We start from the raw sequence: 24,177 nt of genomic DNA, 5'->3' as shown, positions 1-24,177 counted from the left end.
GACTGCTGCTCGGGCCAAAGGGTCAGATCATTGTTGTTCACCGGCCAGTATAGAGCGCCAGTAATTCACTCACTTTACTCCGCGTGTTGCCACTGCGGCTAATCGAGCGGCGTACCTCAATCTCATGCAGTACCGCTCCCTGATACCAGTTCCGCGTGAGCGGCGTATCATGGTTAGAAATCAGCACCGTAATATTACTGTCCTGCGACAGCGTAGAAGCCAGCTCCGCAAGATGCTGCTGTTCGCGCAGGCTGAAGCTGTTCGTGTGATAAGCCGTAAACTTAGCGGTAGCCGACAAAGGGGCATACGGCGGATCGCAATAGACTACCGAGCCCGTCTTCGCCTTAGCCAGGGTAACATCATAAGATTCACAAACAAAGGTGGCGTTCTGCGCACGTTCGGCAAACCAGAACAACTCGTCTTCAGGGAAATAAGGTTTACGATAGCTGCCAAACGGCACGTTGAATTCGCCGCGCAGGTTATACCGACACAGGCCGTTGTAGCAGTGACGATTAAGATACAGAAACAGCATCGCCCGGCGATACGGGTCCTGGCTGAGGTTGAACTCCTGTCGCCTGGCGTAGTAGACGACTGAGTCATTCGACTCAATTGTAAACAGCTTACGCACATCCTCAACAAAAGCCTGGGGACGCTCCTTGACGATATTGTACAGATTGATCAGGTCGCTATTGATATCAGCAAGGATATAGCTTGGATAGTGGGTGTTAAGGAATACCGATCCGGCACCGACAAACGGCTCGATCAGGCAATCACCTTCTGGCAGATGGCGTCTAATATCGTCAAGCAATGGATACTTGCCGCCTGCCCACTTAAGAAAAGCGCGATTCTTTTTCATGCCGTCGTTAATTTTTTACTCATCAGGCTGTGGCTACACCGACAGCATATCTGCGCTTTAAAAGGTCTGCGTGTCGTCACACACTCACACTTCGTGATTAGCCGGGTTACCCCGGCACGGGATTAATGCCCTGCTTCTTTTTTAACCTGGCTAACCGGTTTTACCCAGGGATTCTGAGCACGTACTTCAGCAGGCAGTGATGCCACTGCGCGTTTCGCATCAGCGGACGTATTATAAGAACCACTCACCAGGACATACCAGGGTTGTCCGTTGCGTGTTGTCTGATACACGTGATAACCGCTCAGGTTCTGTTTTCTCGCCCACGCATTTAGCGTGTCAGATCGCGAGGCACTGCTCAGTTGTAACGTATAGTTACCACCGGGTTTGGCCGCACTGGAAACACTGGTCGGCGTTTGAGCTCGCGGTACAGCACTATGGCTGGCGGTCGCGGAAGGCTTACTCTCCTTAACTACCGGCTTAGCTGCTGAAGGTTTGCTGTGTACGGCAGCAGGTTTATTCTGCGGCACGGCGTTTTGATGCGGAACATTGGCAGTTTTGGTCGCAGCAGGTTTGCTGCCGGAACCCCCAACAGTGGCCTGCCCGGTAGGCAACGAAGACGAGCCGATCCCGGCCTGAGAAGCCGCATCAACCTGCCCCTGCTGATTGTTCAGGGCGTTGTTAAGGTCACCAGGCAGCTCAACCCGCTGTTGATTCTGCGGTGTCTGCAACGGCGCGGCTTCAGTCGGCGTCGATGAAATTTGCGGAGCGCTAAGTTCCTGCGGGGACGACGTTTGACCAGCGGCGTTCGGCTGGCCAGCAGTTTGCCCACTCATGGAAGACGTACCGGAAAGATCGATATTTTTCTCACCACCTGAACTCCCACCGGCAGCAGGCTGCTGAGCCGTCTGGCCGCTCGGTGCATCAGGGGATTTCAGCGCTGAACCAATACCCAGCACCAGGAGCAGCAGCACCAGAATACCCACGCCCATCATCATATGCTGACGTGAAACCGGGACTTTCGGTAGTGAAGACGTTTTGCGCGACCGCGGTGGTCGGCGGTCGCTGGTGTCAGGTTTTAACTCGTCTTCCGGTTTAAACTCGTCCATTTAGCCTCCTCCCATAGAGCGGTTACGCCATTCACGTCCTTTGAAAGGCGATAACTTCAGAATAGCAGCCATCAGGCCGATCTGATAATAACATTATGAGTCAAGGCTTTTGGCAATCCTGAATGGATGCCAGCACCATATCATGAGGTACTCCGCTGCGCACTTCGGCTTTACCGATAGCGAGAGGCAGCACCAGGCGCAGTTTACCTGCCAGCACTTTCTTATCGCGCATCATATGCGGCAGATAGTCTTCAGCAGCCATACTTTCAGGGCCATTGACCGGTAATCCGGCACGCTGCAACAGTGCGATAATACGATCGGTATCAGCCGGGTCGAACTGCCCAAGACGTTCGGCATTTCGTGCCGCCATCACCATTCCGGCAGCGACTGCTTCACCATGTAACCAATTACCGTAACCCATATGCGCTTCAATCGCGTGACCGTAGGTGTGGCCTAAATTCAGCAGCGCCCGCAGCCCGTGTTCATGTTCATCGGCAGCAACCACTTCGGCTTTCAGCTCGCAGCAGCGGCGAATACAGTACGCCATTGCGCTGCCATCCAGTGCCAGTAGCGCATCCAGATTATCTTCCAGCCAGTTGAAGAATTCACCGTCAAGAATGATGCCATATTTGATCACTTCCGCCAGTCCGGAAGAGAGCTCACGTGACGGTAGCGTCTTCAGACAATCCAGATCAACCACCACGGCAGCGGGCTGATAAAACGCCCCAATCATATTCTTGCCCAGCGGGTGGTTAACAGCGGTTTTACCGCCAACGGAAGAGTCTACCTGTGCCAGCAGTGTGGTAGGGACCTGGATAAAACGCACGCCACGCTGATAGCTGGCTGCGGCAAATCCCGTCAGATCGCCAATAACACCACCACCCAGTGCGATGAGGGTCGTATCGCGGCCATGAGGTTTTTCTAACAGTGCGGTGAAGACCTGGTCCATAACGGCCAGACTTTTAAACTGTTCGCCATCGGGCAGGATAACCTGATCGACAACCACGCCAGCCTCTTCAAGGCGCTTACGCATTGCATCAAGGTAAAGAGGGGCCAGCGTTTGGTTTGTCACCAGCATGGCCATATCGCCAGCCTTAAGCGGCCAAAAAGAAGCCGGATCTGCAAACAACCCGGCGGCGATAGTGATGGGGTAGCTACGTTCCCCAAGAGTAACGGTAATCCTCTCCATGACGCTGTATCACCTTTTCTGCTTTGCCCGCAGGCGAACAATCAGAGCATTAATCAGCTCTTTTCCAACATATTGATAATTTGGTTAGCCACCACTTTCGCGCTCTGATCGTCAGTGCGAATTGTCACGTCGGCAATCTCCTCATACATTGGATTGCGTTCGCCAGCTAATGCTTCAAGCACTTCACGGGGTGGAGAATCAACCTGCAACAGTGGGCGCTTTTTGTCGCGCTGTGTCCGTGCCAGCTGCTTCTCGATCGTGGTTTCAAGATAAACGACAACACCGCGAGCAGAAAGACGATTGCGCGTTTCACGAGATTTGACGGAACCGCCACCTGTCGCCAGCACAATGCCCTGCTTTTCAGTGAGTTCATTGATAATTTTTTCTTCGCGATCGCGGAAGCCTTCTTCGCCTTCAACGTCGAAAACCCAGCCTACATCCGCTCCGGTACGTCGCTCAATTTCTTGATCGGAATCGAAAAATTCCATATTGAGTTGCTGAGCCAACTGACGCCCAATAGTGCTTTTGCCGGCACCCATAGGCCCAACCAGAAAGATATTGCGTTTCTCTGCCATTTTTTCGGTATTACTAAGACAATTCGTGGATGATACCCCGCCTAAACCAGACAGGACATGAACTGAAACCTCATGAGCTAAAGTGCGAGAGTCAGACGAAAAATTATCTCAACACTGAAGGGGTTTTGGCAACCGATTAAATTTACCTTGCTCATTGCACGCAGTAATCTGGCACGTTTCAGTCCGCTTCATTTATCAGCCGGATATGGTTGCATCGGCTACGCCGTTTGCGCGCGATAAAAAACGGTTAAAATGTATTCGCTACTTAAGGCCACAGGCCTGATATTCAAAATCGCTAAACCTTGTAAGCTAATTCAGCCCTTGCGTCAAACGCAACCGTAACCAATTCAGGAAAAAACATACTGCCTATGTTTTTTGTCGCAAAAATCCTTAATCACTTCGAATTAGCCGAGGTGTGATGAAGATCACTAATTCTCTCCTTTTCTGCTCCCGTACGCTGTGACGAAACAGTCCACCCAGCAACGGAATTTCCCCCAATAGAGGAACCCGAGTCTGCCCGGTGGCACTCTGCTGCTGGAAAATACCACCCAGCGCCAGCGTCTGCCCGTCCTTTAGCGCCACCTGCGTATCGATTTCCTGTTTATCAATCGTCAGCACCTCGTTTTCGCCGCTGCGCATGGTGCGGCCCGGCACATTCTGGCTGATGTGCAGCTTCAGTAAAATCCGGCCGTTGCCCTGAACCACGGGCGTCACTTCCATCCCAAGCACCGCTTCTTTAAATTCCATGGTCGTTGAACCACTGTTACCGGTAGCCACTTCGTAAGGGATCTCGGTTCCCTGTTTAATGCTGGCCGTTTGCTGATGGGAAGTGAACAGGCGCGGGCTGGCGATAATATCTGCCTGGTGTTCGCGTTCCAGCGCGCTTAATTCCAGATCCAGCAGCCGTCCGTCCAGCTTCGCCAGGGTCAATCCCAGCATACCTGCGGGGCGCGCAACGCCAAGATCCACGCGAAGCTGGCTGGCGCGCAGCGCACCGGCGACCTGCTCTTCGCCATTCAGCCCCCAGTTCACCCCCAGCTCACGCAGGCTCTCTTCGCTGATAGTGACAATCTGTGCAGCGATCTCAACCTGTTCCAGCGGCACGTCCAGCTGCTGCAGCCAGCGGATGGTTTGATCCAGCGCCTTCTGGGTATCGCGAAGTAAAAGCGCATTGGTACGGGTATCTAAGGTCACGCTGCCACGTGCGGTCATCAGCCTGCTGCGCTCATTTTGCAGGCTGGTATTTAACGCAGCAGCATCGGCATATTTGAACATCACAGTCTTCGTATGCAGCGGGCTGTTCAGCTCTGCGGCTTCCCGCTCTGCCTCTGCACGCTGCTGTTTCTCCTGTTCACGCTCTTCCGGGAACACCAGCATCACGTTGCCTTCCCGTTCAATACTGAGCCTGCCCATTTTCATCACCAGCTCCAGTGCCTGCTGCCATGGAACATCGTGCAGCCGCAGCGTCAGCGAACCGTCTACTTCAGGAGCCACCATCAGGTTCAGCTGCTGGTACTCTGCCAGAGCCTGTAATACCTGGCCTATCGGTGCATCTTCAAATGCCAGAGAGATGGGCGCTGCGCCTCTGCACAACCCGCTAATCAGAATCAACACCCACGCTATTTTCCTTAACAAGATGTTCTCCTTTAAATGTCAGCTTCTGCAGTGGCTGGCAGGCCTGTTCATCTGTCAGGGTGATGCCCCGCAGATCGATATGCTTAACCTGCCACCCCGCCCCAGCAGGCCAATCGTTAACGCTGACGTGCAGCCGCTTTCCTGAAAGAGAGATCAGCCAGCCCTCAAAGCGATCCGGCCGCCCGATAATGCCCTGAAGCCGCCAGGGCACCGTAACCGCATTGCCTGCCGGGCAACGCCCCGCACCGGCGGGTAAAAACGGGTCCCTTGCCCCGACATCCATCGCCAGGAGTAAAAACAACAGTGCGCTAAATTTCATAGTGAAGTTGAATCAGCAAATGTAACCGTGGAGATTGCCCCTGTAGCGTCATCAAAGGGATCGTTACCGCTGGTCTCAACGTCATCAGATAGCCGAGAAGATCGGTAAACTGCTGCCAGCGAAGAGAAATCGACAGTTCACCGCCGCGTTCATTCGGTTGCCAGTGTTCAAGCTCCCCGCCGCAGGCTGCCAGCAGTGCAGGTAAAGAGAAATGATGGTTATCTTCCACAGCAGCCTGCTCACCCATCTGTTCAATCTGCTTTTCCAGCGTTGAAAGTGGCGGCAGACGGCGCAGTACCGCAATTCGCTGCTGATAGCGAGATACAGACTCGTCAGCCTGTTTGTCCAGCTGGTGCGATTTTTGCCCGGCCGGGTATAGCCAGAACTGCCACATCAGCAGTGCCATTAGTGCCCCCACGCCGATAACGCTGAACATGCGAAGCCGGATATCCGCTTCCAGCCACCCCGCCAGCCAGCGATTACTCATTGTTCCAATCCTTGTTACCCAGCGTGAGTTGCATACTGAAACTCACATCGGCAGACGACTCACGACGAAGAGCGCCAAGCTTTACGGACGGTATTTCCTGTTGCTGATGCAGCCGGTCGCGAAAATGATGAAGCTCGGCGATACTGCGGCTGAACCCCTTAAGTGAAACGCTCTGCTGATGCTTCTTCAGGTCGCTCAGCCAGATATTCTGCGGGATTTCCGCACTCAGCCGCTGGATAAACGCCGACCATCGGGAAAGATCCTGCCGCTGTAGCATCTGCTGTCGTTGTGACTCTCGCAGCTGTTCGAGCCGCTTTTGCGCCGCCAGAGTACGATTGTGCAGAGCAGCAACATCCTGCTGTACGACGGGCCATAAGCTGAGCAGCTCCGCTCGCTGATGATTAAGCCGCTGCTGCCAGTATCCTTTTTGCATACCGAGGAAAATCAGCGCCAGCGTCAGCGCCCCCAACAGCCGCCATTTCTGCCACTGCTGCCGCTGTCGGCGGTCTCGCCATGGCATCAGATTAATACAAACCATCAGCGATCCTCTGGGCGTAATGCTAACCCTGCCGCAATGGTATAAGCCCCACCGCAGACCGGCAGCGGCGGCTGAAGAAAGTGCAGGGCGGTAAAAGGCGAAAGCGCCGTGGTCCCTTCCGGCGGCGCATCATCCAGCGCAGAGCTGTACCAAACCGCGCTCTGCGGCGGCAGGTAGCGCTGCTGAAGTACAGAAAAATCCGGAATATCTTCCCGCGGGCACCATCCCCAGGGGCGTTCAGCATGCTGTGGCGAATACCACAGCCAGTGGTCGCTTAGCCGATGTACCAGCGAAGCATCGGGTGCCAGCGTCAGTGCCCGGGCCAGCACGGAGAGCGCCGACGGCGTCAGATCCATCACATCCGGAACCAGCCCAACCTGCTGCAGGCAGTCCAGCCAGCCCTGTAGCGCTTCCCGGCGGGTTGCGGTTAACGTCAGCTGGTTTTCGCCCCCGTCGCTCAGGCGAAAATCCAGCGCCAGCGCTTCCGGCTCAATCGGGAAAAAACGCTTTGCCGCCGCGTGAATATAGTCACTACGCGCGGCTTCACGCAGGTGTGTAGCGGGCAGGCTCAGCTGCCGCTGCATCACCAGCTGGGGCGGGAATCCTACGCGCAGCGCAATCCTCGATGGCAGCAGCCTGCGCCAGCGCTGCAAAATGGAGATGAGGATCTCTGGCCGTTGCACCAGGCCATTTCTTAACGTATCTTGCGGCAACGTATGCTGCCACCAGTGGCGCAGCTGCCAGCCGTTGCGGCGGCGCTGGATAGCGATGGCGCAGAGCTGCCCGTTTTGTATATCCAACCCGACCTGCCATGTCTGAAAAGCCATTGACGAAATCTCCTTATCGTCAGTTACAAAAGGACGTATCCAAGGTACTGGCTTGCCTTTATACTACCGCGCGATTGTTTATAAACTGCCCAATCGACTCTTAATGGGAAATATCAGGTGAAGTTCGTAAAGTATTTATTGATCCTTGCAGTGTGTTGCATCTTGCTGGGAGCTGGCTCGATCTATGGTTTATACAAATACATAGAGCCGCAGCTTCCTGACGTTGCCACGCTGAAAGATGTGCGTCTGCAGACGCCAATGCAGGTCTACAGTGCCGATAACGAGCTTATCGCGCAGTACGGCGAAAAACGCCGTATCCCGCTGACGCTGCAACAAATCCCCCCAACGATGGTGAAGGCGTTTATCGCCACCGAAGATAGCCGTTTTTATGAGCATCACGGTGTCGACCCGATTGGTATTTTCCGTGCTGCCAGTATTGCGCTGGTCTCCGGTCATGCCTCACAGGGTGCCAGTACTATTACTCAGCAGCTGGCGCGTAACTTCTTCCTCAGCCCGGAAAAAACCCTGCTGCGTAAAATCAAAGAGGTCTTTCTTGCCGTTCGCATCGAACAGATGATGAGCAAAGATGAGATCCTTGAGCTTTACCTGAACAAAATCTACCTCGGCTATCGCGCCTACGGCGTGGGCGCTGCGGCTCAGGTTTACTTCGGAAAAAATATCGATCAGCTGTCGCTGAGTGAAATGGCGATGATTGCCGGTCTGCCAAAAGCACCGTCAACCTTCAACCCGCTTTACTCCCATGAACGTGCCGTGCAGCGCCGTAATACCGTGCTGGCACGTATGCTGGACCAGCATTACATCACCCAGTCGCAGTATGATGAGGCCCGCAATACCCCGCTGGTGGCAAACTATCACGCGCCGGAAATTGCCTTCTCTGCCCCGTATCTGACCGAAATGGTGCGCCAGGAAATGGTGAAACGTTACGGTGAAGATGCCTATAACGACGGCTACAAGGTCTATACCACCGTCACCCGCAAGCTGCAGCTGGCGGCGCAAAAGTCAGTGCAGGATAACGTGCTGGCTTACGATATGCGTCACGGCTATCGCGGACCGGCCAGCGAACTGTGGAAAGCCGGTGAGCAGGCCTGGGGCAAAACGGAGATTATGAAAACGCTGAAGTCTCTGCCGGTATACGGTCCGCTGTTCCCTGCGGTTGTTACGCAGAGCAATAGCGACTCCGCAACGGTACAGATGCGCGATGGCAGCACCACGGACCTGAATCTGGATGCCGTTCGCTGGGCGCGCCCGTTCAAATCCGATACGTTGCAGGGCGCAACTCCACGCGCCGTGAATCAGGTTCTGCAGCCGGGCCAGCAGATCTGGGTTCGCCAGGCGGACAACGGCTGGATGCTGTCGCAGGTGCCTGACGTTAACTCATCGCTGGTCTCACTCGATCCCCATGACGGTTCGGTGCGGGCGCTGGTCGGTGGATTTGATTTCACCCTGAGCAAGTTCAACCGCGCCACCCAGGCACTGCGCCAGGTGGGCTCGAACATCAAACCGTTCCTCTATACGGCGGCGATGGATCGCGGGCTGACGCTGGCGTCGATCCTGAATGACCTGCCGATTTCCCGCTGGGATGCCGGTGCAGGTGCCGACTGGCGTCCTAAGAACTCACCCAACACCTACGCTGGCCCGATTCGTCTGCGTCAGGGGCTGGGCGAGTCGAAAAATGTGGTGATGGTTCGTGCCATGCGCGCGATGGGCGTTGACTATGCGGCAGAATACCTGCAGCGCTTTGGTTTCCCGTCGCAAAACATTGTCCATACCGAGTCACTGGCGCTGGGTTCTGCATCCTTCACACCGTTACAGATGGTGCGCGGCTATTCAGTAATGGCCAACGGCGGCTTCCTGGTTGACCCTTACTTCATTACCCGCATCGAGAATGAAGCCGGTGATAAGGTGTTTGAAGCGAAACCAAAAGTAGCCTGCCCGGAGTGCAATCTGCCGGTTATCTACGGTGAAACGCAAAAAGCCGTCGCACTGAGCGAAGACAGCGTGGAAAACGTCGCGGTTTCGCAGGAAGGGAAAACCGATGCCGTACCGCAGCCTCAGCTGGAACAGGTAACGCAGCAGCAGGTTCAGCAGGACGGCGAGCAGCAGTACGCACCGCACGTCATCAATACCCCGCTGTCGTTCCTGATCAAGAGCGCGCTGAACTCAAACATCTTTGGTGAACCGGGTTGGATGGGGACCGGCTGGCGTGCCGGGCGCGATCTGAAGCGTAACGACATCGGCGGGAAAACCGGGACCACCAACAGTTCGAAGGATGCCTGGTTCTCTGGCTACGGTCCGGGCGTTGTAACGTCGGTATGGATAGGTTTTGACGATCATCGCCGCGATCTGGGCCGCACGACGGCTTCCGGAGCCATTAAAGATCAGATTTCCGGCTATGAAGGCGGAGCGAAGAGTGCCCAACCGGCCTGGGATGAGTATATGCAGTCAGCGCTGGATGGCGTACCGGTACAGCCGCTTACGCCACCGGAAGGTATCGTGTCGGTGACCATCGATCGCAGCACCGGCAAGCTGGCCAATGGCGGAGGCAACACTCGCCAGGAGTACTTTATCGACGGTACTCAGCCGACTGAATACTCGGTACATGATGTGGGCACCACGCTGATGGATAATGGCGAAACCCACGAACTGTTCTGACAGATATTAACGCCTTAAAACGAAGAAGCCGGATTAATCCGGCTTCTTTTTTTGGTCAGAACAGCGAGAAGATCGCTGGCGGTCAGTAGCTGAGCCGCCCCTGCTTCACCAGCCATTCACGCACAAGGAACAGCGCACTGACGTTACGCGCTTCACGAAAATCCGGCTCATCCAGTAAAGCCAGCAGGTTATCCAGAGGCCAGCGCAGCTGCGGCAGCGGCTCCGGTTCATCCCCTTCCAGCTTTTCCGGATAGAGGCCCTCGGCCACCACAATGTTCATCTTGCTGGAGAAATAGGAGGGAGCCATGGTGAGCTTACCCAGCGTTTCAAGCTGCTGTGCTCCGAAACCTGCCTCTTCTTTCAGCTCGCGATTTGCTGCTTCAAACGGTGTTTCACCCGGATCAATCAGCCCTTTGGGGAAACCCAGTTCATAACTTTCCAGGCCAACGGCATACTCCTGAATCAGGATCAGATGATCGTCAATAATCGGTACAATCATCACCGCTTCGCGGTCGGAGGGACGCATCCGCTCATATACCCGGCGGGCCCCGTTGCTGAAGACCAGATCCACGGCTTCAACGGTAAACAACCGCGAGCGGGCAACGGCCTCAACATTGAGGATTTCAGGTTTCTGTAATTGTCTGGTCATAAGGGCCCCAGGAATAAGCCGAAGATTAAACGTCATCGCCCGCACAAGGCAGAACGCTGACCATATTTACACTATTGTGCGGTAGCCGCATCAGGATGCCAATCATCGCACGGATCATTTTGCTTATTTATAACAAATCATTGTTAATATGAGGAAAATCTTTTAATAAAAGTCAATCTTAGTGCTGGGAAATAGGATTATACCGATTCTTAATACTGCAAATGCCTGGTAAGATTTAGGCAAGGAAAGGCATGCTATTATTTTATCATTATGATTTTAATAACTATTTATAATTTCAACGCGGATTGTCAGCACAATCTGAGCCCACCGTCATTGGTTTAGATATGACCGAAGCCGTTCGCCAGAACCGTAACAGGAGCACCGTGGCAGGAATGAGGGAAGCATGGGCACACTAGTTAGCATATTGCTTGCCATACTGGCCTGCTCAATTGTAGCGGGTTGTGTATTTTGGTATGCACTACGCCGTCGCTCACCGCTGGCTAAGCCTCTACCATTCTTAAGCCCACCCCAACGTAAGCTGAGCGACGAAGAACGCGCGGCCGTTGAGCGCTACCTGTCATCTCTGGCCCGCAGCCGTTCCACCGTCTTACCTACCGGTGCCAGCAGCGCGCAGGAACAGCTGGTGCTGACTTCACAAAGTAATAACGTCTATCCCGTGACGCGTGCCATCACACGCTACGGGCTCTCCACGGACGAACCGCATAAGTGGCGCTACTATCTTGATTCGGTCGAAGTTCACCTCCCGCCGCAGTGGGAACAGTACATTACCGACGAAAACTACGTCGAGCTGATCAAAACGCAGACCATCCCACTGGTGATCTCGTTGAACGGGCACCAGCTGACTCAGTACAACTGGGATATGCCCGTTTTAGCGCCCGCGCTGCGAACAACGACGCCGAATGCCTCCATCCGCAAAGCGGAAAGCGAACAAATTGAACTGCTCAGCGTCCGTAAAGAAAGCCCGGAAGAGTATGCACTCAGCCGCCCGGAAGGTACGCGCGAGGCGCTGGTGATTGGCACCGCGCTGCTGCTGTTCTTCTTCAGCCTTATCAGCCCAATCATGCTGACACCGTGGCTGGTACTGGCCGGAATAACCATGATACTGGTGAGCGGATGGTTCCTTTACCGTCGCCCTGCCGACAGCGATCTGCGGGAAATACACTGCCTGAGGGGTGCGCCAAAGCGCTGGGGGCTGTTTGGTGAATCAAACCAGGGGCAGGCGAGTAATATCTCTTTGGGCAGTATTGATCTGATTTATCCCGCGCACTGGCAGGACTATCTGGCCCAGGATCTCGGGCAAACGACTGAAATTGATATCTACCTTAACCGGCATGTTGTTCGTCAGGGGCGCTTTCTGTCGTTACAGGATGAGGTGCGTAATTTCCCTATACAGCGCTGGCGAAAAAACCTCGTGCTTGCCGGCTGTTCACTTGTGGTGATGGTGCTGTTGATTGCCCTTATCCCTTTGAGTATGCCGCTTAAGCTCAGCATGGCCTGGATCAAAGGTACAGACAGCTTACAGGTTACCCGAATTGCCGATCTGGAAAAAACAACGCTGCACATTGGTGACAGTCTGAAGGTTCAGGGGACGGGTATGTGTTCCATCCCTGCGGCCTACCAGGGCAATCGTAGCTACGCTTTCATGCCGTTTGATTGTTCTGCACTCTACTGGAATAACGCTCCGGCCCTGCCTCTGCCGCAGTCGGATATTATCGATAAGGCAACGGCACTGCTGGATACCACTCGCCAGCAGCTCCATCCGCAGACTAACACCGACCCCAAGCTGAATCCGCAGTTGGCCACGGCAATTCAGAAATCCGGCATGATCCTGCTGGATGATTTTTCCGATATCGTGCTGAAAACTCAGGACCTGTGCAGCCAAAAGCTGGATTGCGTACGGTTGAAAAACGCGCTGGTTAACCTCGGTAATGCCAAAGACTGGACCACGCTGGTGCGCCGTGCCAATTCCGGGGCACTGAGCGGTATGAACGTCCTGCTGCGCCCGGTCAGCGCCGAGGCGCTGGAAAATCTGGTGAATACCGCCACATCAACGTTTTTCTATCGCGAAACGCGCCGCGCCGCGGAGATGCTCAACAGCCCGCCACCGGGAGGTTTTTTAATCTATAGCGATGAAGGCCGTTCTCTGGTCAGCCACCCGGCACCGTCCGTGTCGCTGTTTGATTACAACGCTCCCGACCAGTGGCCGGAGTTGCGGCGGCTGGCCGGTATGCTGCTGCAAACGCCGTTTACCGCCAACGGCATCGTCACCAATATCTCAACGGATGCTAATGGGACCCGGCATATTGCTCTTCACAGCGAACCGAATTCAGTGACTCTCTGGCGCTATCTTGGCACCAGTCTGCTGCTGCTGATCCTGGCGGCAATGGTGACGATCAATCTGCTGTTAGCGCTACGCAGGATGAACCGCAATCGCATTCGCCTGCAGGAGATCCAGCGTTATTACGATACCTGCCTTAATCATACCTTGGGTAATATCCGCTCCGTGCGGCCAATGTTTTGACCCGCGCATCTGTGCTATTTTTAAGGCTGTTTATGACCAGCCTCAACGCTTACCAATCTGCAGCTTGAAAGTAACGGGGTTGGCCCATACATAAGGGGCTTCCCGACAGGAGCAGCGATGAAAGAAAAACCCACAGAAGGGGTCAGACTCGATAAATGGCTCTGGGCTGCGCGTTTTTATAAAACCCGTGCCGTCGCGCGTGAAATGATCGAAGGTGGCAAAGTCCATTACAACGGTCAGCGCAGCAAACCCAGCAAACTGGTTGAAGTGGCCGCTGAGCTGACCCTGCGCCAGGGTAACGATGAACGTACGGTTGTTATTCAGGCAGTTAGCGACAAGCGAGGCCCCGCAACGGAAGCACAGCTGCTGTACCGCGAAACGGAACAGAGCATTGAAAAACGGGAAAAAGTGGCACTGGCGCGAAAAATGAACGCGCTCACCATGCCGCATCCTGACCGGCGACCGGATAAAAAAGAGCGCCGTGACCTGATGAAATTTAAAAATTCTGGCGACGAGTAATCCGCCATTAAGAGAGAAAAATTATGTCCCAGCAAGACCAAATGCACCGTTACCTGTTTGAAAACCACGCCGTGCGTGGCGAGCTGGTCACCGCTTCCCAGACCTGGCGCGATATCATCGACGGCCATGATTATCCGCAGCCGGTGCAGCAGCTCCTCGGCGAACTGCTGGTAGCGACCAGCCTGCTGACCGCAACGCTGAAATTTGACGGCGATATTACCGTTCAATTACAGGGTGACGGTCCGCTGAATCTGGCAGTGATCAACGGGAATAATCAACAGGAAATGCGCGGCGTAGCCCGCACTCAGGGCGAGATCGCTGAAGGCAGCAGCCTGAAAGAGATGGTCGGTAACGGCTACCTGGTGATTACCATTTCTCCGAAAGAAGGCGAACGCTATCAGGGTGTGGTTGGCCTGGAAGGCGATACGCTTGCTGCCTGCCTGGAAGACTACTTCATGCGTTCTGAGCAGCTGCCAACACGACTGTTTATTCGTACCGGTGAGCACAATGGTTTACCGGGTACGGCAGGAATCCTGCTGCAGGTGCTGCCAGCTCAGGATGCAAGTCTTGATGACTTTAATCACCTCACCACCCTGACCGAAACCATCAAAACCGAAGAGCTGCTTGGCCTGCCGGCCAACGAGGTGCTGTGGCGTCTGTATCACGAAGAAGAGGTGACCGTTTACGATCCGCAAAGCGTGGTCTTCAAATGCTCCTGCTCCCGTGAACGCTGTGGTGAAGTGCTGCTCTCCCTGGCGCAGGATGAAGTGAATCAGATTCTGGAAGAAGATGGCCAGATTGATATGCACTGTGACTACTGCGGCAGCCATTATGTTTATGATTCTGTAGATATTGCAGCAATTCGCAATGGTTCAGCGGGCGAGGCGGAACAGGTTCATTGATTCTCCGCAATGGATAATAATCCATTGAAATATAAAGGAGCAGCTACGTTAGCTGCTCTTTTTTTTGGCTTTTTAACCTCGTTACATCCAATTTTAAAGTCAACGTCGAGGCAATCAGCATCGGTACTACAACGGGTTATAAATCCGCTTCCGCTGTATTGGTGATGCAATGGCAATAAGTCAATCTACTCACCCGATGTTGTCGTTTCCCGTCATCCACTGTCGTAGAAAAGTGAACTGCGCTGACATCGGGTAAAAAACCATCTAATCAATACTTACCACTCATTAAAATCCCATAAACACTCTTTTAATGCGTTACGTTACGGTACTTTTCAGTGATTTATGCTCCTCCTCTCATTTCTGTCTTCCGCTCCTTTCCCTCCCGGGTGAGAGGAGTAAACTGCGCGCGATCGTGATGGCTACCCCCTCCCGCATCAGGAACCTGCGGGTTATCACGGTGAAGCAATCGAAATACCCTTACACTTTGCTGTAGTAAAAAACCGAGATAAGGAGCAGTAATATGCGCACTAACGACCTGACCGGCCTGGACCTCGTCGCTTATGGCATCACTGATACGGTTGAGGTGGTTCATAATCCCGATTATGACACGCTGTTTAAGGAAGAGACCCAACCCGGTTTAACCGGCTTTGAGCGCGGCACGGTCACGCAATCCGGTGCAGTTGCCGTTGATACCGGGATTTTTACCGGCCGTTCGCCGAAAGATAAATACCTGGTGCGTGATGACACCACCCGCGACACGCTGTGGTGGAGTGACGAAGGGAAAGGTAAAAATGACAACCACCCTCTTTCACCGGAAACCTGGCAGTCGCTGAAATCGTTAGTTTCCCGGCAGCTTTCCGGCAAACGTCTGTTCGTGGTGGATACCTGGTGCGGTGCTAATGCGGATACCCGCCTCAGCGTGCGTTTTATTACTGAGGTCGCCTGGCAGGCCCACTTCGTCAAAAACATGTTTATCCGTCCGGATGACGAAGGACTGGCTAATTTCGTGCCGGATTTCGTGGTGATGAACGGAGCTAAATGTACCAACCCGAACTGGCAGCAGCAGGGGCTGAATTCAGAAAACTTTATTGCGTTTAACCTGACCGAGAAGATACAGCTGATAGGCGGTACCTGGTACGGTGGCGAAATGAAGAAAGGACTGTTCGCCATCATGAACTATCTGCTGCCGCTGAAGGGGATTGCTTCCATGCACTGCTCGGCCAACGTCGGTGAAAAAGGTGATGTTGCGGTGTTCTTCGGCCTGTCGGGTACCGGAAAAACCACCCTCTCCACCGATCCGCTGCGCAGGCTGATTGGCGATGATGAGCACGGCTGGGATGATGATGGCGTATTTAACTTCGAAGGGGGCTGCTACGCGAAGACCATCAAGCTCTCCGAGCAGGCTGAACCGGAGATCTATCACGCTATCCGCCGCGACGCGCTGCTGGAAAACGTCGTCGTGCGTGCTGACGGTTCGGTTGACTATGACGATGGCAGTAAGACGGAAAACACCCGCGTTTCTTATCCGATTTATCATATCGATAATATCGCCAAGCCCATTTCAAAAGCGGGCCATGCGAAAAAAGTGATATTCCTCACCGCTGATGCCTTTGGTGTGTTGCCGCCGGTATCACGTCTCACGGCCGATCAAACCCAGTACCACTTCCTTTCCGGCTTTACGGCTAAGCTGGCCGGCACCGAGCGCGGTATTACCGAGCCAACGCCAACCTTCTCTGCCTGCTTCGGTGCAGCCTTCCTGACGCTGCATCCCACCCAATATGCTGAGGTGCTGGTAAAAAGAATGGAAGCCGCCGGAGCGCAGGCGTGGCTGGTCAATACCGGCTGGAACGGCAGCGGTAAACGTATTTCGCTGAAGGATACTCGGGCGATTATCAATGCGATTCTGAGCGGTGAGATTGATAAAGCCGATACCGTCACGCTGCCCGTCTTTAATCTGGAAATCCCGCTGTCGCTGCCGGGCGTCGATGCCAGCCTGCTGGACCCTCGCCACTCGTGGGGCGGCGAAGCCAAGTGGGAAGCGAAGGCACGCGACCTGGCGCAGCGGTTTATCGATAACTTCGATAAATTTACCGACACTAAAGCCGGTGCAGCGCTGGTGAAAGCGGGACCGAAGCTGTAAAAAAGCAAAAAAATGGACCGCATGGCGGTCCATTTTCTACTCATCAGCTACGATGCTGTGGCAGGCCACCCGCACCGGGTGCAGGAAACTCAGGTAGGGGAAGCCAGGCACGAACCGACAAGCCCCCTTTTTCACTTTTACCAATCTCCAGTCCCCCCTGGTGGGCATCAATAATGCGCTGCACTATCGCCAAACCCAACCCGGTTCCGCTGGTACTGCGGGCACTGTCACCCCGTACGAAAGGCTGGAACAAATGCTGAAGCTGATCGGGTTCAATACCCGGACCATCGTCCTCAATCTGGAACCAGGCACGCTGGAGTTCCCGACCTGAACTGACTTTAATCCAGCCGTTACCATACCGCGCAGCGTTGACCACCAGGTTAGCTACCGCACGTTTGATCGCCAGCGGGTTGATATCGACCATCAGTTCGACCGGCATCACCGAGCTTTCAATCTCTCTTTCGTAGCCACTTTCTGCCGCAATGACTTCACCCAACACGCCGTTAAGATCGGCGTATTCAAACTGCATTTCCTGCCCGGTGCGCAGATAGTCGATAAACTGTTCGATAATCGCATTACACTCTTCGATATCTTTGTTGATCGACTCGGCCAGATAGCCATCCTGCTCCGACATCATCTCCGTTGCCAGACGAATACGCGTCAGCGGCGTGCGCAGGTCGTGGCTGACACCGGCCATCAGCAGCGTACGATCGTCAGCCAGCTGCTTGACCCCTGCGGCCATCTGATTAAATGCACGCGTGACCGAACGGACTTCAGAAGCACCGTATTCACGCAGCGGTGGCGGGATCACGCCTTTACCCACCTGCAGGGCGGCATGCTCCAGCTCGACGAGGGGTCGGTTTTGTATTCGTATAAACAGCCATGCGCCGCCTATCGCCAGTAACATGATCGCCAGCGTATAGCGGAACAGCGGAGAGAAGTCTCCCTGATGTATTTCGGTCAGCGGCACACGTACCCAAATATCCGGAGACAGCCAGGTTTTCAGCCAGACAACCGGGGAATTCTTGTTAACTTCAACGCGCACATCGGTCGGGCCGCCCAGCTGCTGCGCCATCTGCTGGCTAAGGAACTCGTAATGCTGCGCCCAGCGTAATCCGCTCTCTTCCGCCGCCGCATTGGTGTACAGCGAAATGCCCAGCTCGCGATAAATCTCACGACGGAACGCAGGCGGGACTTCCAGCTGCGTGCCATCCTCAAGCTGCAACCTGTCGGTCATCAGCATGCGCACTTCGTAAGCCAGCACCTTATTAAACTGCTGCAGGCTCGGCAAAATGGCAAAGTTCAGAACGACCAGATAGGTCGTTACCAGGCTGACGAACAGCAGGGTAACGATCAATAACAGGGTTCGGGCAAATGAACTGCGGGGTGAGAAGCGGATTCGCCTCATGCTTTACTGCCGTCCGGCACGAATACGTAACCCAGGCCCCAAACGGTCTGGATGTAACGCGGGTGCGCAGGATCTTCTTCCACCATACGGCGCAGACGTGAAATCTGCACGTCGATAGAACGCTCCATCGCGCTGTACTCGCGGCCACGGGCCAGGTTCATCAGCTTATCGCGTGAAAGCGGCTCACGCGGGTGGCTGACCAGGGCTTTCAGCACCGCAAACTCACCGCTGGTCAGCGGCATGGGTTCATCTTCGCGGAACATTTCGCGGGTGCCGAGGTTCAGCTTAAACTTACCGAAGGCGATAACCGCTTCTTCCTGAGATGGCGCACCCGGCAGCTCGTTAGCCTGACGGCGTAACACGGCACGAATACGGGCCAGCAGCTCGCGCGGGTTAAACGGTTTTGGAATATAGTCATCGGCACCGATTTCCAGGCCAACGATACGATCCACTTCTTCCCCTTTTGCCGTCACCATAATGATCGGCATCGGGTTGCTCTGACTGCGCAGACGGCGGCAGATAGATAATCCATCTTCACCAGGTAGCATCAGGTCCAACACCATAAGGTGGAAGGATTCCCGGGTCAGCAAGCGATCCATCTGCTCGGCATTCGCCACGCTACGTACCTGGAAACCCTGCTCGGTTAAATAACGCTCCAGCAACGCACGCAAACGCATGTCGTCATCTACTACCAGAATTTTGTAGTTCTCTTGCATTTCGATACTCCCAAGGCGCTATTGCCTGAAGCTGATATTTTCGAAAAATAAGCCTGAATGTAACAGCCAATAATGGTTTATATTGTAGCTGAAATTGTTACAAAGCATATTAAACAGTAGGTTATCCTTAAAATTCTTCGTTAAACGCGCTACCGATCACGTACGTAAATAAAAAATTCTTAGCGCAAACAGCGGCTAAAGTGCTCATCCCTCAGAGGTTCGCTGTTTCGAATCATGCTACCGCAGGTTTACATTATCGGGCATTAAAGCTTGTCTTCTGCCTCGCGACTGTTACCATCAATAATGATTCTCATTAACATTCAATAATGTCACCGCAGCCCCCTCCTCCGTGCTGACGCCAGGGCTGAATTTATTCTGATAATTGCCAATTAATTTCACAGTGGGAAAGAGTCAATGGCGGGTACTGCAAGGCGTTTTTTTCGTGTAAAACGGCATAACCCCGCCGCACTCAAGGAACTGAAAGCGCTGTCAATTCCCGAAAGCTGGGCGCGAATCATGCAGGTGGATCATCCGCGGGAAGGGGTCAATATTTGCTGTATGAACGGGCGACCCGATGCGCCATGGACTTTCCCGGTCGAAGGTGGCGCATCGTTTTCAATGAGTATTTTGCAAAAAGGCTGCATTGAAGCGGGTTTTGACAATGGTGAGCGGTTCCGTCTTGAAGGCGGCTACGTCAGCCTGACTGCCACCGGAGAACATCTCTCCGGCTGGGATACTTTTACTGCCGAACAGGGATTTCGCCTGGTGAATATTCATCTGACGCCGGAGGCACTTTGCGGCCTGACCGGGCTGAACATGGATGATGTGCAAAGGTATATGAAATCCGCAATCGGCGTAATGCCGCATATCAATGCCAGTGTCGCGATGATGCCGATTTTTAGCAATCTGCAAAGGCTGGCCGCCGAGATTGCCCAGTGTAGCTATCTGGACAGCAAAGCGAGAAACGTCTTTCTCTGCGCTAAAGTCTGCGAGGCGATTGCCGCGATGCTGGACACCTGTTCCCGTGAGCAGGGCAGTGCCTCAACCCTGAAGGCGGTTCCGTCCGATCGCCTGCGACTACTGCAGGCGCGCGCCATGCTGGAAGATCGTCATCATGAATCATGGAGCGTGCAGTCCCTGGCCCAGGCCGTTGGGCTGAATGAAAAACGACTGCAGGCAGGTTTTAACGCGCTTTACGGCAGCACTGTGCACGAATCTCTGACCCGAATCCGCCTTGACGTTGCGCTGGCAATGCTCTCTTCCGGTGCTAACGTGACGGATACTGCCCAGGCGGTGGGCTTTGCCAACGTCAGTCACTTCAGCAAAGTGTTTCGCAACACCTTTGGCATCTCCCCTAAGCGCTGGGTCCACGGCCACCGCGCCACGGAATAATCCCGATCTAACCCCGATTTTCTACAGAATAATCCCCACATTCCCGCATCGCGGCGTAAGCAACATGTAAAAATGTTGCCGGATTAGACAACTTTTGTCTGAAATGCGGTAGCAGCGATTTTCGCCTTCCCCTAGCATCCTGGCTTCGGCAAAAAATGTGCGAGTCAATTACGAAATAATTCTAATTATCACTATCACTCGTATTTTCATAACCATGCAAAAGGTTATTCCTCTTCTTAACAGGCTGATAAAGACATGACTCGGGATCGTAAAGAGGCCAAAGACGGCGGCACTCTCACCAAAATCACCTTTCTTACTCTGATTTCATTATCCGGCGGACAGGCGCTGGCACAGCAAACCACCGCAGATAGCTCAGCAGAATCGCCTGCAAAGCTTGCCACATCGGCACCTGCGGATACCCTGACCGTGACCGAAAGCACCCCGGCCCCCCTGCCGCCTAAAAGCGGGATAAACGCCGGAGCCAGCAGAAAAGATATTGAGCGCCGCAATGCCAGCCATCTGAGCGACATCGTGGACCAAATCTCCGGGACCTCGATGAACAGCCTGTATGCACGCCCCGATGTGTCGATCGGTATTCAGGGCGTTGCCGGTTTTGGTCGCGTTTCCCAGCAGTTGGAAGGGGTCTCACAGAACTTTACCGCTTTCACTAAAGACATCGGCCAGACCGGTTCGATTTATGTAGAGCCGTTATTCCTGCAGTCCATCGATGTCAGCCGTGGCGTCAACACGTCAACCAGTACTCTGGGCAGTCTTGGCGGCAGCGTGAACTTCCGCTATCTGGATATGGATGACGTGCTGCGCCCGGGTAAAAATCTGGGTGGTCTGGTACGGGGTTCCACCGGCTTCAGCCAGTACGGTAACGGGCAGGAACCCTCAGGAGCGGCTTTCCTCGCCGGGCGCGATGAAAACTGGGACGTACTGTTGGGGGTATCCCGCAGTAAAAACGACGCCTACCGCATCGGCAGCCATTTTAATCAGGGCGCAATGTTGAATGGCTTTCACGCTACCAACATGCAGTTCTCTGACGATCAAAACAATACCTATTATTCTGCAGAAAACTGCCGCTACGGTAGCATCAACGGTATTTCAGGCGGCTATCAGGACGGCCTGAGCAACTGCATGCTTACCCCGCAGCGCCTGCAATGGCTACAGCAGGCGGCCAAATCCGGCGCATTAAAAGGCACCGAGCGCAAAGCCGATTCACAGATGCTGAGACTGCGCCATTTCTTCAATGATGAGGCCACCCAAAGTCTGGAACTGTTCGCCTCCGCCAGCCATTCCCGCTATGAAAGCGATCAGCAGCCGAACGTGAAAGCGCTGAATGACGGTACGGAAGCGGAATGGGGCAGTAGCCCCTGGTCGGTAAAAAACGATCTCGACAGCCGGATGCTCAGCCTGAAGTATCAGGCGGCGTTCACCGATCTGTTCAATCCAAGCGTGCAGATTTATCACGAACAGCAGCGGCGTAAACAGGGGTGGCTGGGATCGGCAGGCTCTTACGCTTATAACCAGGACATGCACTACAACGTTGATAACAAGTCCAACGGCATCAAACTGGCCAACAGCAGCCATTTCAGCCTGCCGGTTGTCGGGGACTGGCGGCTGGATAGCGGCGTGGAATACCGCAGCGAAAAGAAAAAGGTCGACGCCTTCACCGAAGAGGATGCGTTACACAAGCAGTATCTGAGCTGGGGCTACGACTACCCGATCCCAAAGTGGGATAACGATTCCCGCACCACCACCAAAAGCCTTGCACTGGCACTAAGCACCGATGATAACGGCCCGCTACAAATCAGCGCAGGGGTGGGCTATCAGCGGGTGGATATGACGATCTACGACCCACACTATCGCAGCGGTAACACCAGCAAGGCTGGCACGATCGCCAGTTTCGGTACATTGATCGACGGTTATGTTGGGCAGGGTTATGACTACAATCAAGCCTACGATCTGGCTTTTCAGGATCTCAGTACCCAAACCAATGACCTGAAGATTGATCCAGAAGAAGGCACCACGCGCTGGGTCACCGATAATCAGAAACAGCATTACAACCTGAAATCCGGCAACCTCGCGGTGCAGTATACCCTTGCGGATACCGGGCTGACTCCTTACGCCTCATTGGGCTACAGTGAACGCGCGCCCACCAGCAGTGAAATGTATGTTTCCGGAGTCTGGATGCGGCAGGCATTTCTGGTTAATCCCGACCTGAAACCGGAAAAAAACCTGTCGTTACAGCTGGGCGTCAATTATCACCGCCCTGCGCTGTTTATCGCTGCGGATGAGTTTACCGCCGGCGTGGGCTTCTATCGCAACCGGATCAAAAATTATATCGGCTACGGTCCGCTATGGATGCGTGATGATGTTATCGGGGAAAGTGGCGGCAGCACCGGCCAGAGCGTCGGTAACGTGAATAACCTCAACGCCGTGATCCGCCAGGGTTTTGAATTTAATCTGGCATATAAACAACCGCTGTTCTATATCCGCAGCAATTTGACGGTTCCACTTCGCCACGACAATAAGATGTGCAGCGCGAATTCGCCAAGCGGAAGTTACTATCATCAGAGCTATAACGAAGCGGGTGACACCATCTATACCCAGGGCGGCGACAACGGCGGGTCGCAGTGCTATTCCGGCTGGAACTGGATGGAAACCAGCCTGATCGAGCCAGTGCGGGGCAGTATCACCGCCGCAATCACCCCATATCACGGTAAGTTAGAGCTGGGAACCACCCTGCAATATCGCGGTAAACAGCGCGCTTCCTACTGGTATGTCAAAGATGCGCAGGCCGGTCCTTATGCGGAGCAAAATTCTCAGCTGCCGCTACCCGATGGCGACGGCTGGCTCACCGCCAACCTGTGGCCAAAAACCGTTAAGGTCGATCTGTTTGCCAACTACCAGGCCACGGAAGATTTGAAGCTGGGAGTATACCTGGCCAACCTGACCGACCAGATGGACGGCACCCCGACCAGCATGGGCTACAACTTCTACCCGGGCCGCACGTTAACGGCGAATATGGAGTATCGCTTCTGATCGCATGGCCGGGTGGATTCCCGGCCTGATTCTTTTTTGGGGAGATCCATCCCCCTGCTGCTTTCTCATCACCCTGTGGGTTGCATCCCCGCCTCATCTCATCACAAAATAGCGTTTTCTCTGGTTACGGCATGGGTTAACGATGAAAACCAAACTGATCACCCGCGGCGGCTACAACCTGCTGAAGCAGGAACTGGACTACCTGTGGCGTGAAGAACGCCCGGAAGTGACAAAAAAAGTCACCTGGGCTGCCAGCCTCGGCGACCGCAGCGAAAACGCCGACTACCAGTACAATAAAAAGCGCCTGCGTGAGATCGACCGCCGGGTGCGCTATCTGACCAAGTGCCTGGAGCAGCTGCGCATTGTCGACTACTCACCGCAGCAGGATGGCAAAGTGTTTTTCGGCGCGTGGGTTGAGGTGGAAAACGACGACGGCGACATCAAACGCTTTCGCATCGTCGGCTATGACGAAATCTTCGGGCGCAACGACTATATTTCTATCGACTCGCCGATGGCCCGTGCGCTGCTGAAAAAAGAGGTGGGCGATGCCGCCACCGTGCATACCCCGGTAGGTGACGCTCTCTGGTACGTGAACGATATCAGCTATATAGAAGAGTCCTAATTACGCGGCGATAACCGGTTGCATCACGATTACA

Annotated in this window: 20 protein-coding genes; 8 read left to right on the top strand and 12 right to left on the bottom strand. The window is 54.3% G+C overall.

Annotation, left to right across the window (positions count from 1 at the left end; all coding sequences use genetic code 11):
- Positions 1-37: 37 nt before the first annotated feature.
- From dam to pilM, 9 genes are all read right to left on the bottom strand, one after another.
- Complete coding sequence (gene dam / locus OMR58_RS07860; RefSeq protein WP_200560890.1) at positions 38-856, bottom strand: adenine-specific DNA-methyltransferase; 819 nt, start codon at positions 854-856, stop codon at positions 38-40.
- Between the two features lie 122 nt (positions 857-978).
- A complete protein-coding gene (locus tag OMR58_RS07855) occupies positions 979-1,962 on the bottom strand; it encodes an SPOR domain-containing protein (RefSeq protein WP_200560891.1) in 984 nt (327 codons plus the stop codon).
- Positions 1,963-2,062: 100 nt separating this feature from the next.
- A complete protein-coding gene (gene aroB / locus OMR58_RS07850) occupies positions 2,063-3,151 on the bottom strand; it encodes a 3-dehydroquinate synthase (RefSeq protein ID WP_200560892.1) in 1,089 nt (362 codons plus the stop codon).
- Positions 3,152-3,204: 53 nt separating this feature from the next.
- On the bottom strand, positions 3,205-3,726 hold the full coding sequence (gene aroK, locus OMR58_RS07845) for a shikimate kinase AroK (protein WP_105594039.1): 522 nt from the start codon (positions 3,724-3,726) through the stop codon (positions 3,205-3,207).
- 390 nt (positions 3,727-4,116) lie between these two features.
- Entirely contained in the window at positions 4,117-5,337 is a 1,221-nt protein-coding gene (hofQ, locus tag OMR58_RS07840) for a DNA uptake porin HofQ (protein ID WP_444861306.1), read from the bottom strand.
- Positions 5,324-5,680, bottom strand: coding sequence for a DUF2531 family protein (locus OMR58_RS07835; protein ID WP_264545633.1), 357 nt, complete (start codon positions 5,678-5,680; stop codon positions 5,324-5,326). The genes hofQ and OMR58_RS07835 overlap by 14 nt, the downstream gene beginning before the upstream one ends.
- A complete protein-coding gene (locus OMR58_RS07830) occupies positions 5,670-6,167 on the bottom strand; it encodes a HofO family protein (RefSeq protein ID WP_264545632.1) in 498 nt (165 codons plus the stop codon). The genes OMR58_RS07835 and OMR58_RS07830 overlap by 11 nt, the downstream gene beginning before the upstream one ends.
- Entirely contained in the window at positions 6,160-6,705 is a 546-nt protein-coding gene (locus OMR58_RS07825; RefSeq protein ID WP_200560896.1) for a PilN domain-containing protein, read from the bottom strand. Before OMR58_RS07825 ends, OMR58_RS07830 begins: the two co-directional genes overlap by 8 nt.
- Positions 6,705-7,532, bottom strand: a complete 828-nt coding sequence (gene pilM / locus OMR58_RS07820; protein WP_200560897.1) for a type IV pilus biogenesis protein PilM — start codon at positions 7,530-7,532, stop codon at positions 6,705-6,707. The genes OMR58_RS07825 and pilM overlap by 1 nt, the downstream gene beginning before the upstream one ends.
- Positions 7,533-7,649: 117 nt before the next feature.
- Here pilM and mrcA point away from each other — a divergent pair, with 117 nt between their 5' ends.
- Positions 7,650-10,205 (top strand): peptidoglycan glycosyltransferase/peptidoglycan DD-transpeptidase MrcA, encoded by a 2,556-nt coding sequence (mrcA, locus tag OMR58_RS07815; RefSeq protein ID WP_200560898.1) that lies wholly within the window; start codon positions 7,650-7,652, stop codon positions 10,203-10,205.
- 82 nt (positions 10,206-10,287) lie between these two features.
- Here mrcA and nudE read toward each other — a convergent pair whose 3' ends face one another.
- A complete protein-coding gene (gene nudE / locus OMR58_RS07810; RefSeq protein ID WP_105594046.1) occupies positions 10,288-10,854 on the bottom strand; it encodes an ADP compounds hydrolase NudE in 567 nt (188 codons plus the stop codon).
- Positions 10,855-11,257: 403 nt separating this feature from the next.
- Here nudE and OMR58_RS07805 point away from each other — a divergent pair, with 403 nt between their 5' ends.
- The 4 genes from OMR58_RS07805 (at position 11,258) to pckA (ending at position 16,957) form a co-directional block, all read left to right on the top strand.
- Positions 11,258-13,396, top strand: a complete 2,139-nt coding sequence (locus tag OMR58_RS07805; RefSeq protein WP_264545631.1) for an intracellular growth attenuator family protein — start codon at positions 11,258-11,260, stop codon at positions 13,394-13,396.
- 117 nt (positions 13,397-13,513) lie between these two features.
- Positions 13,514-13,915 carry a ribosome-associated heat shock protein Hsp15 gene (gene hslR, locus OMR58_RS07800; RefSeq protein ID WP_105594048.1) on the top strand — a complete coding sequence of 134 codons (402 nt, stop codon included), beginning with the start codon at positions 13,514-13,516 and terminating at the stop codon, positions 13,913-13,915.
- A gap of 23 nt (positions 13,916-13,938) precedes the next feature.
- On the top strand, positions 13,939-14,817 hold the full coding sequence (gene hslO, locus OMR58_RS07795) for an Hsp33 family molecular chaperone HslO (RefSeq protein WP_264545630.1): 879 nt from the start codon (positions 13,939-13,941) through the stop codon (positions 14,815-14,817).
- A 520-nt stretch (positions 14,818-15,337) separates the two neighbouring features.
- Positions 15,338-16,957, top strand: coding sequence for a phosphoenolpyruvate carboxykinase (ATP) (gene pckA, locus OMR58_RS07790; RefSeq protein WP_200560901.1), 1,620 nt, complete (start codon positions 15,338-15,340; stop codon positions 16,955-16,957).
- A gap of 43 nt (positions 16,958-17,000) precedes the next feature.
- Here the strand turns inward: pckA and envZ are convergent, their stop codons facing one another.
- Together envZ and ompR are read right to left on the bottom strand one after the other, a co-directional pair.
- Positions 17,001-18,365, bottom strand: a complete 1,365-nt coding sequence (envZ, locus tag OMR58_RS07785; RefSeq protein ID WP_105594053.1) for a two-component system sensor histidine kinase EnvZ — start codon at positions 18,363-18,365, stop codon at positions 17,001-17,003.
- A complete protein-coding gene (gene ompR / locus OMR58_RS07780) occupies positions 18,362-19,081 on the bottom strand; it encodes an osmolarity response regulator transcription factor OmpR (protein ID WP_001157751.1) in 720 nt (239 codons plus the stop codon). The genes envZ and ompR overlap by 4 nt, the downstream gene beginning before the upstream one ends.
- Before the next feature lie 414 nt (positions 19,082-19,495).
- On the opposite strand from ompR, the gene OMR58_RS07775 reads away from it, so the two are divergent.
- The 3 genes from OMR58_RS07775 (at position 19,496) to greB (ending at position 24,143) form a co-directional block, all read left to right on the top strand.
- Entirely contained in the window at positions 19,496-20,473 is a 978-nt protein-coding gene (locus OMR58_RS07775; RefSeq protein WP_264545629.1) for a helix-turn-helix transcriptional regulator, read from the top strand.
- A 255-nt stretch (positions 20,474-20,728) separates the two neighbouring features.
- Positions 20,729-23,521 (top strand): TonB-dependent receptor domain-containing protein, encoded by a 2,793-nt coding sequence (locus OMR58_RS07770; RefSeq protein WP_200560902.1) that lies wholly within the window; start codon positions 20,729-20,731, stop codon positions 23,519-23,521.
- Between the two features lie 142 nt (positions 23,522-23,663).
- Positions 23,664-24,143, top strand: a complete 480-nt coding sequence (greB, locus tag OMR58_RS07765; RefSeq protein ID WP_105594056.1) for a transcription elongation factor GreB — start codon at positions 23,664-23,666, stop codon at positions 24,141-24,143.
- The last annotated feature ends 34 nt before the right edge of the window (positions 24,144-24,177 follow it).

The sequence above is a fragment of the Erwinia sp. INIA01 genome, assembly GCF_025947915.1.
Classification (GTDB): Bacteria; Pseudomonadota; Gammaproteobacteria; order Enterobacterales; family Enterobacteriaceae; genus Erwinia; species Erwinia coffeiphila.
Note: the sequence above shows the minus strand (reverse complement) of the source record. Positions and strands in the feature narration are given on the sequence as shown.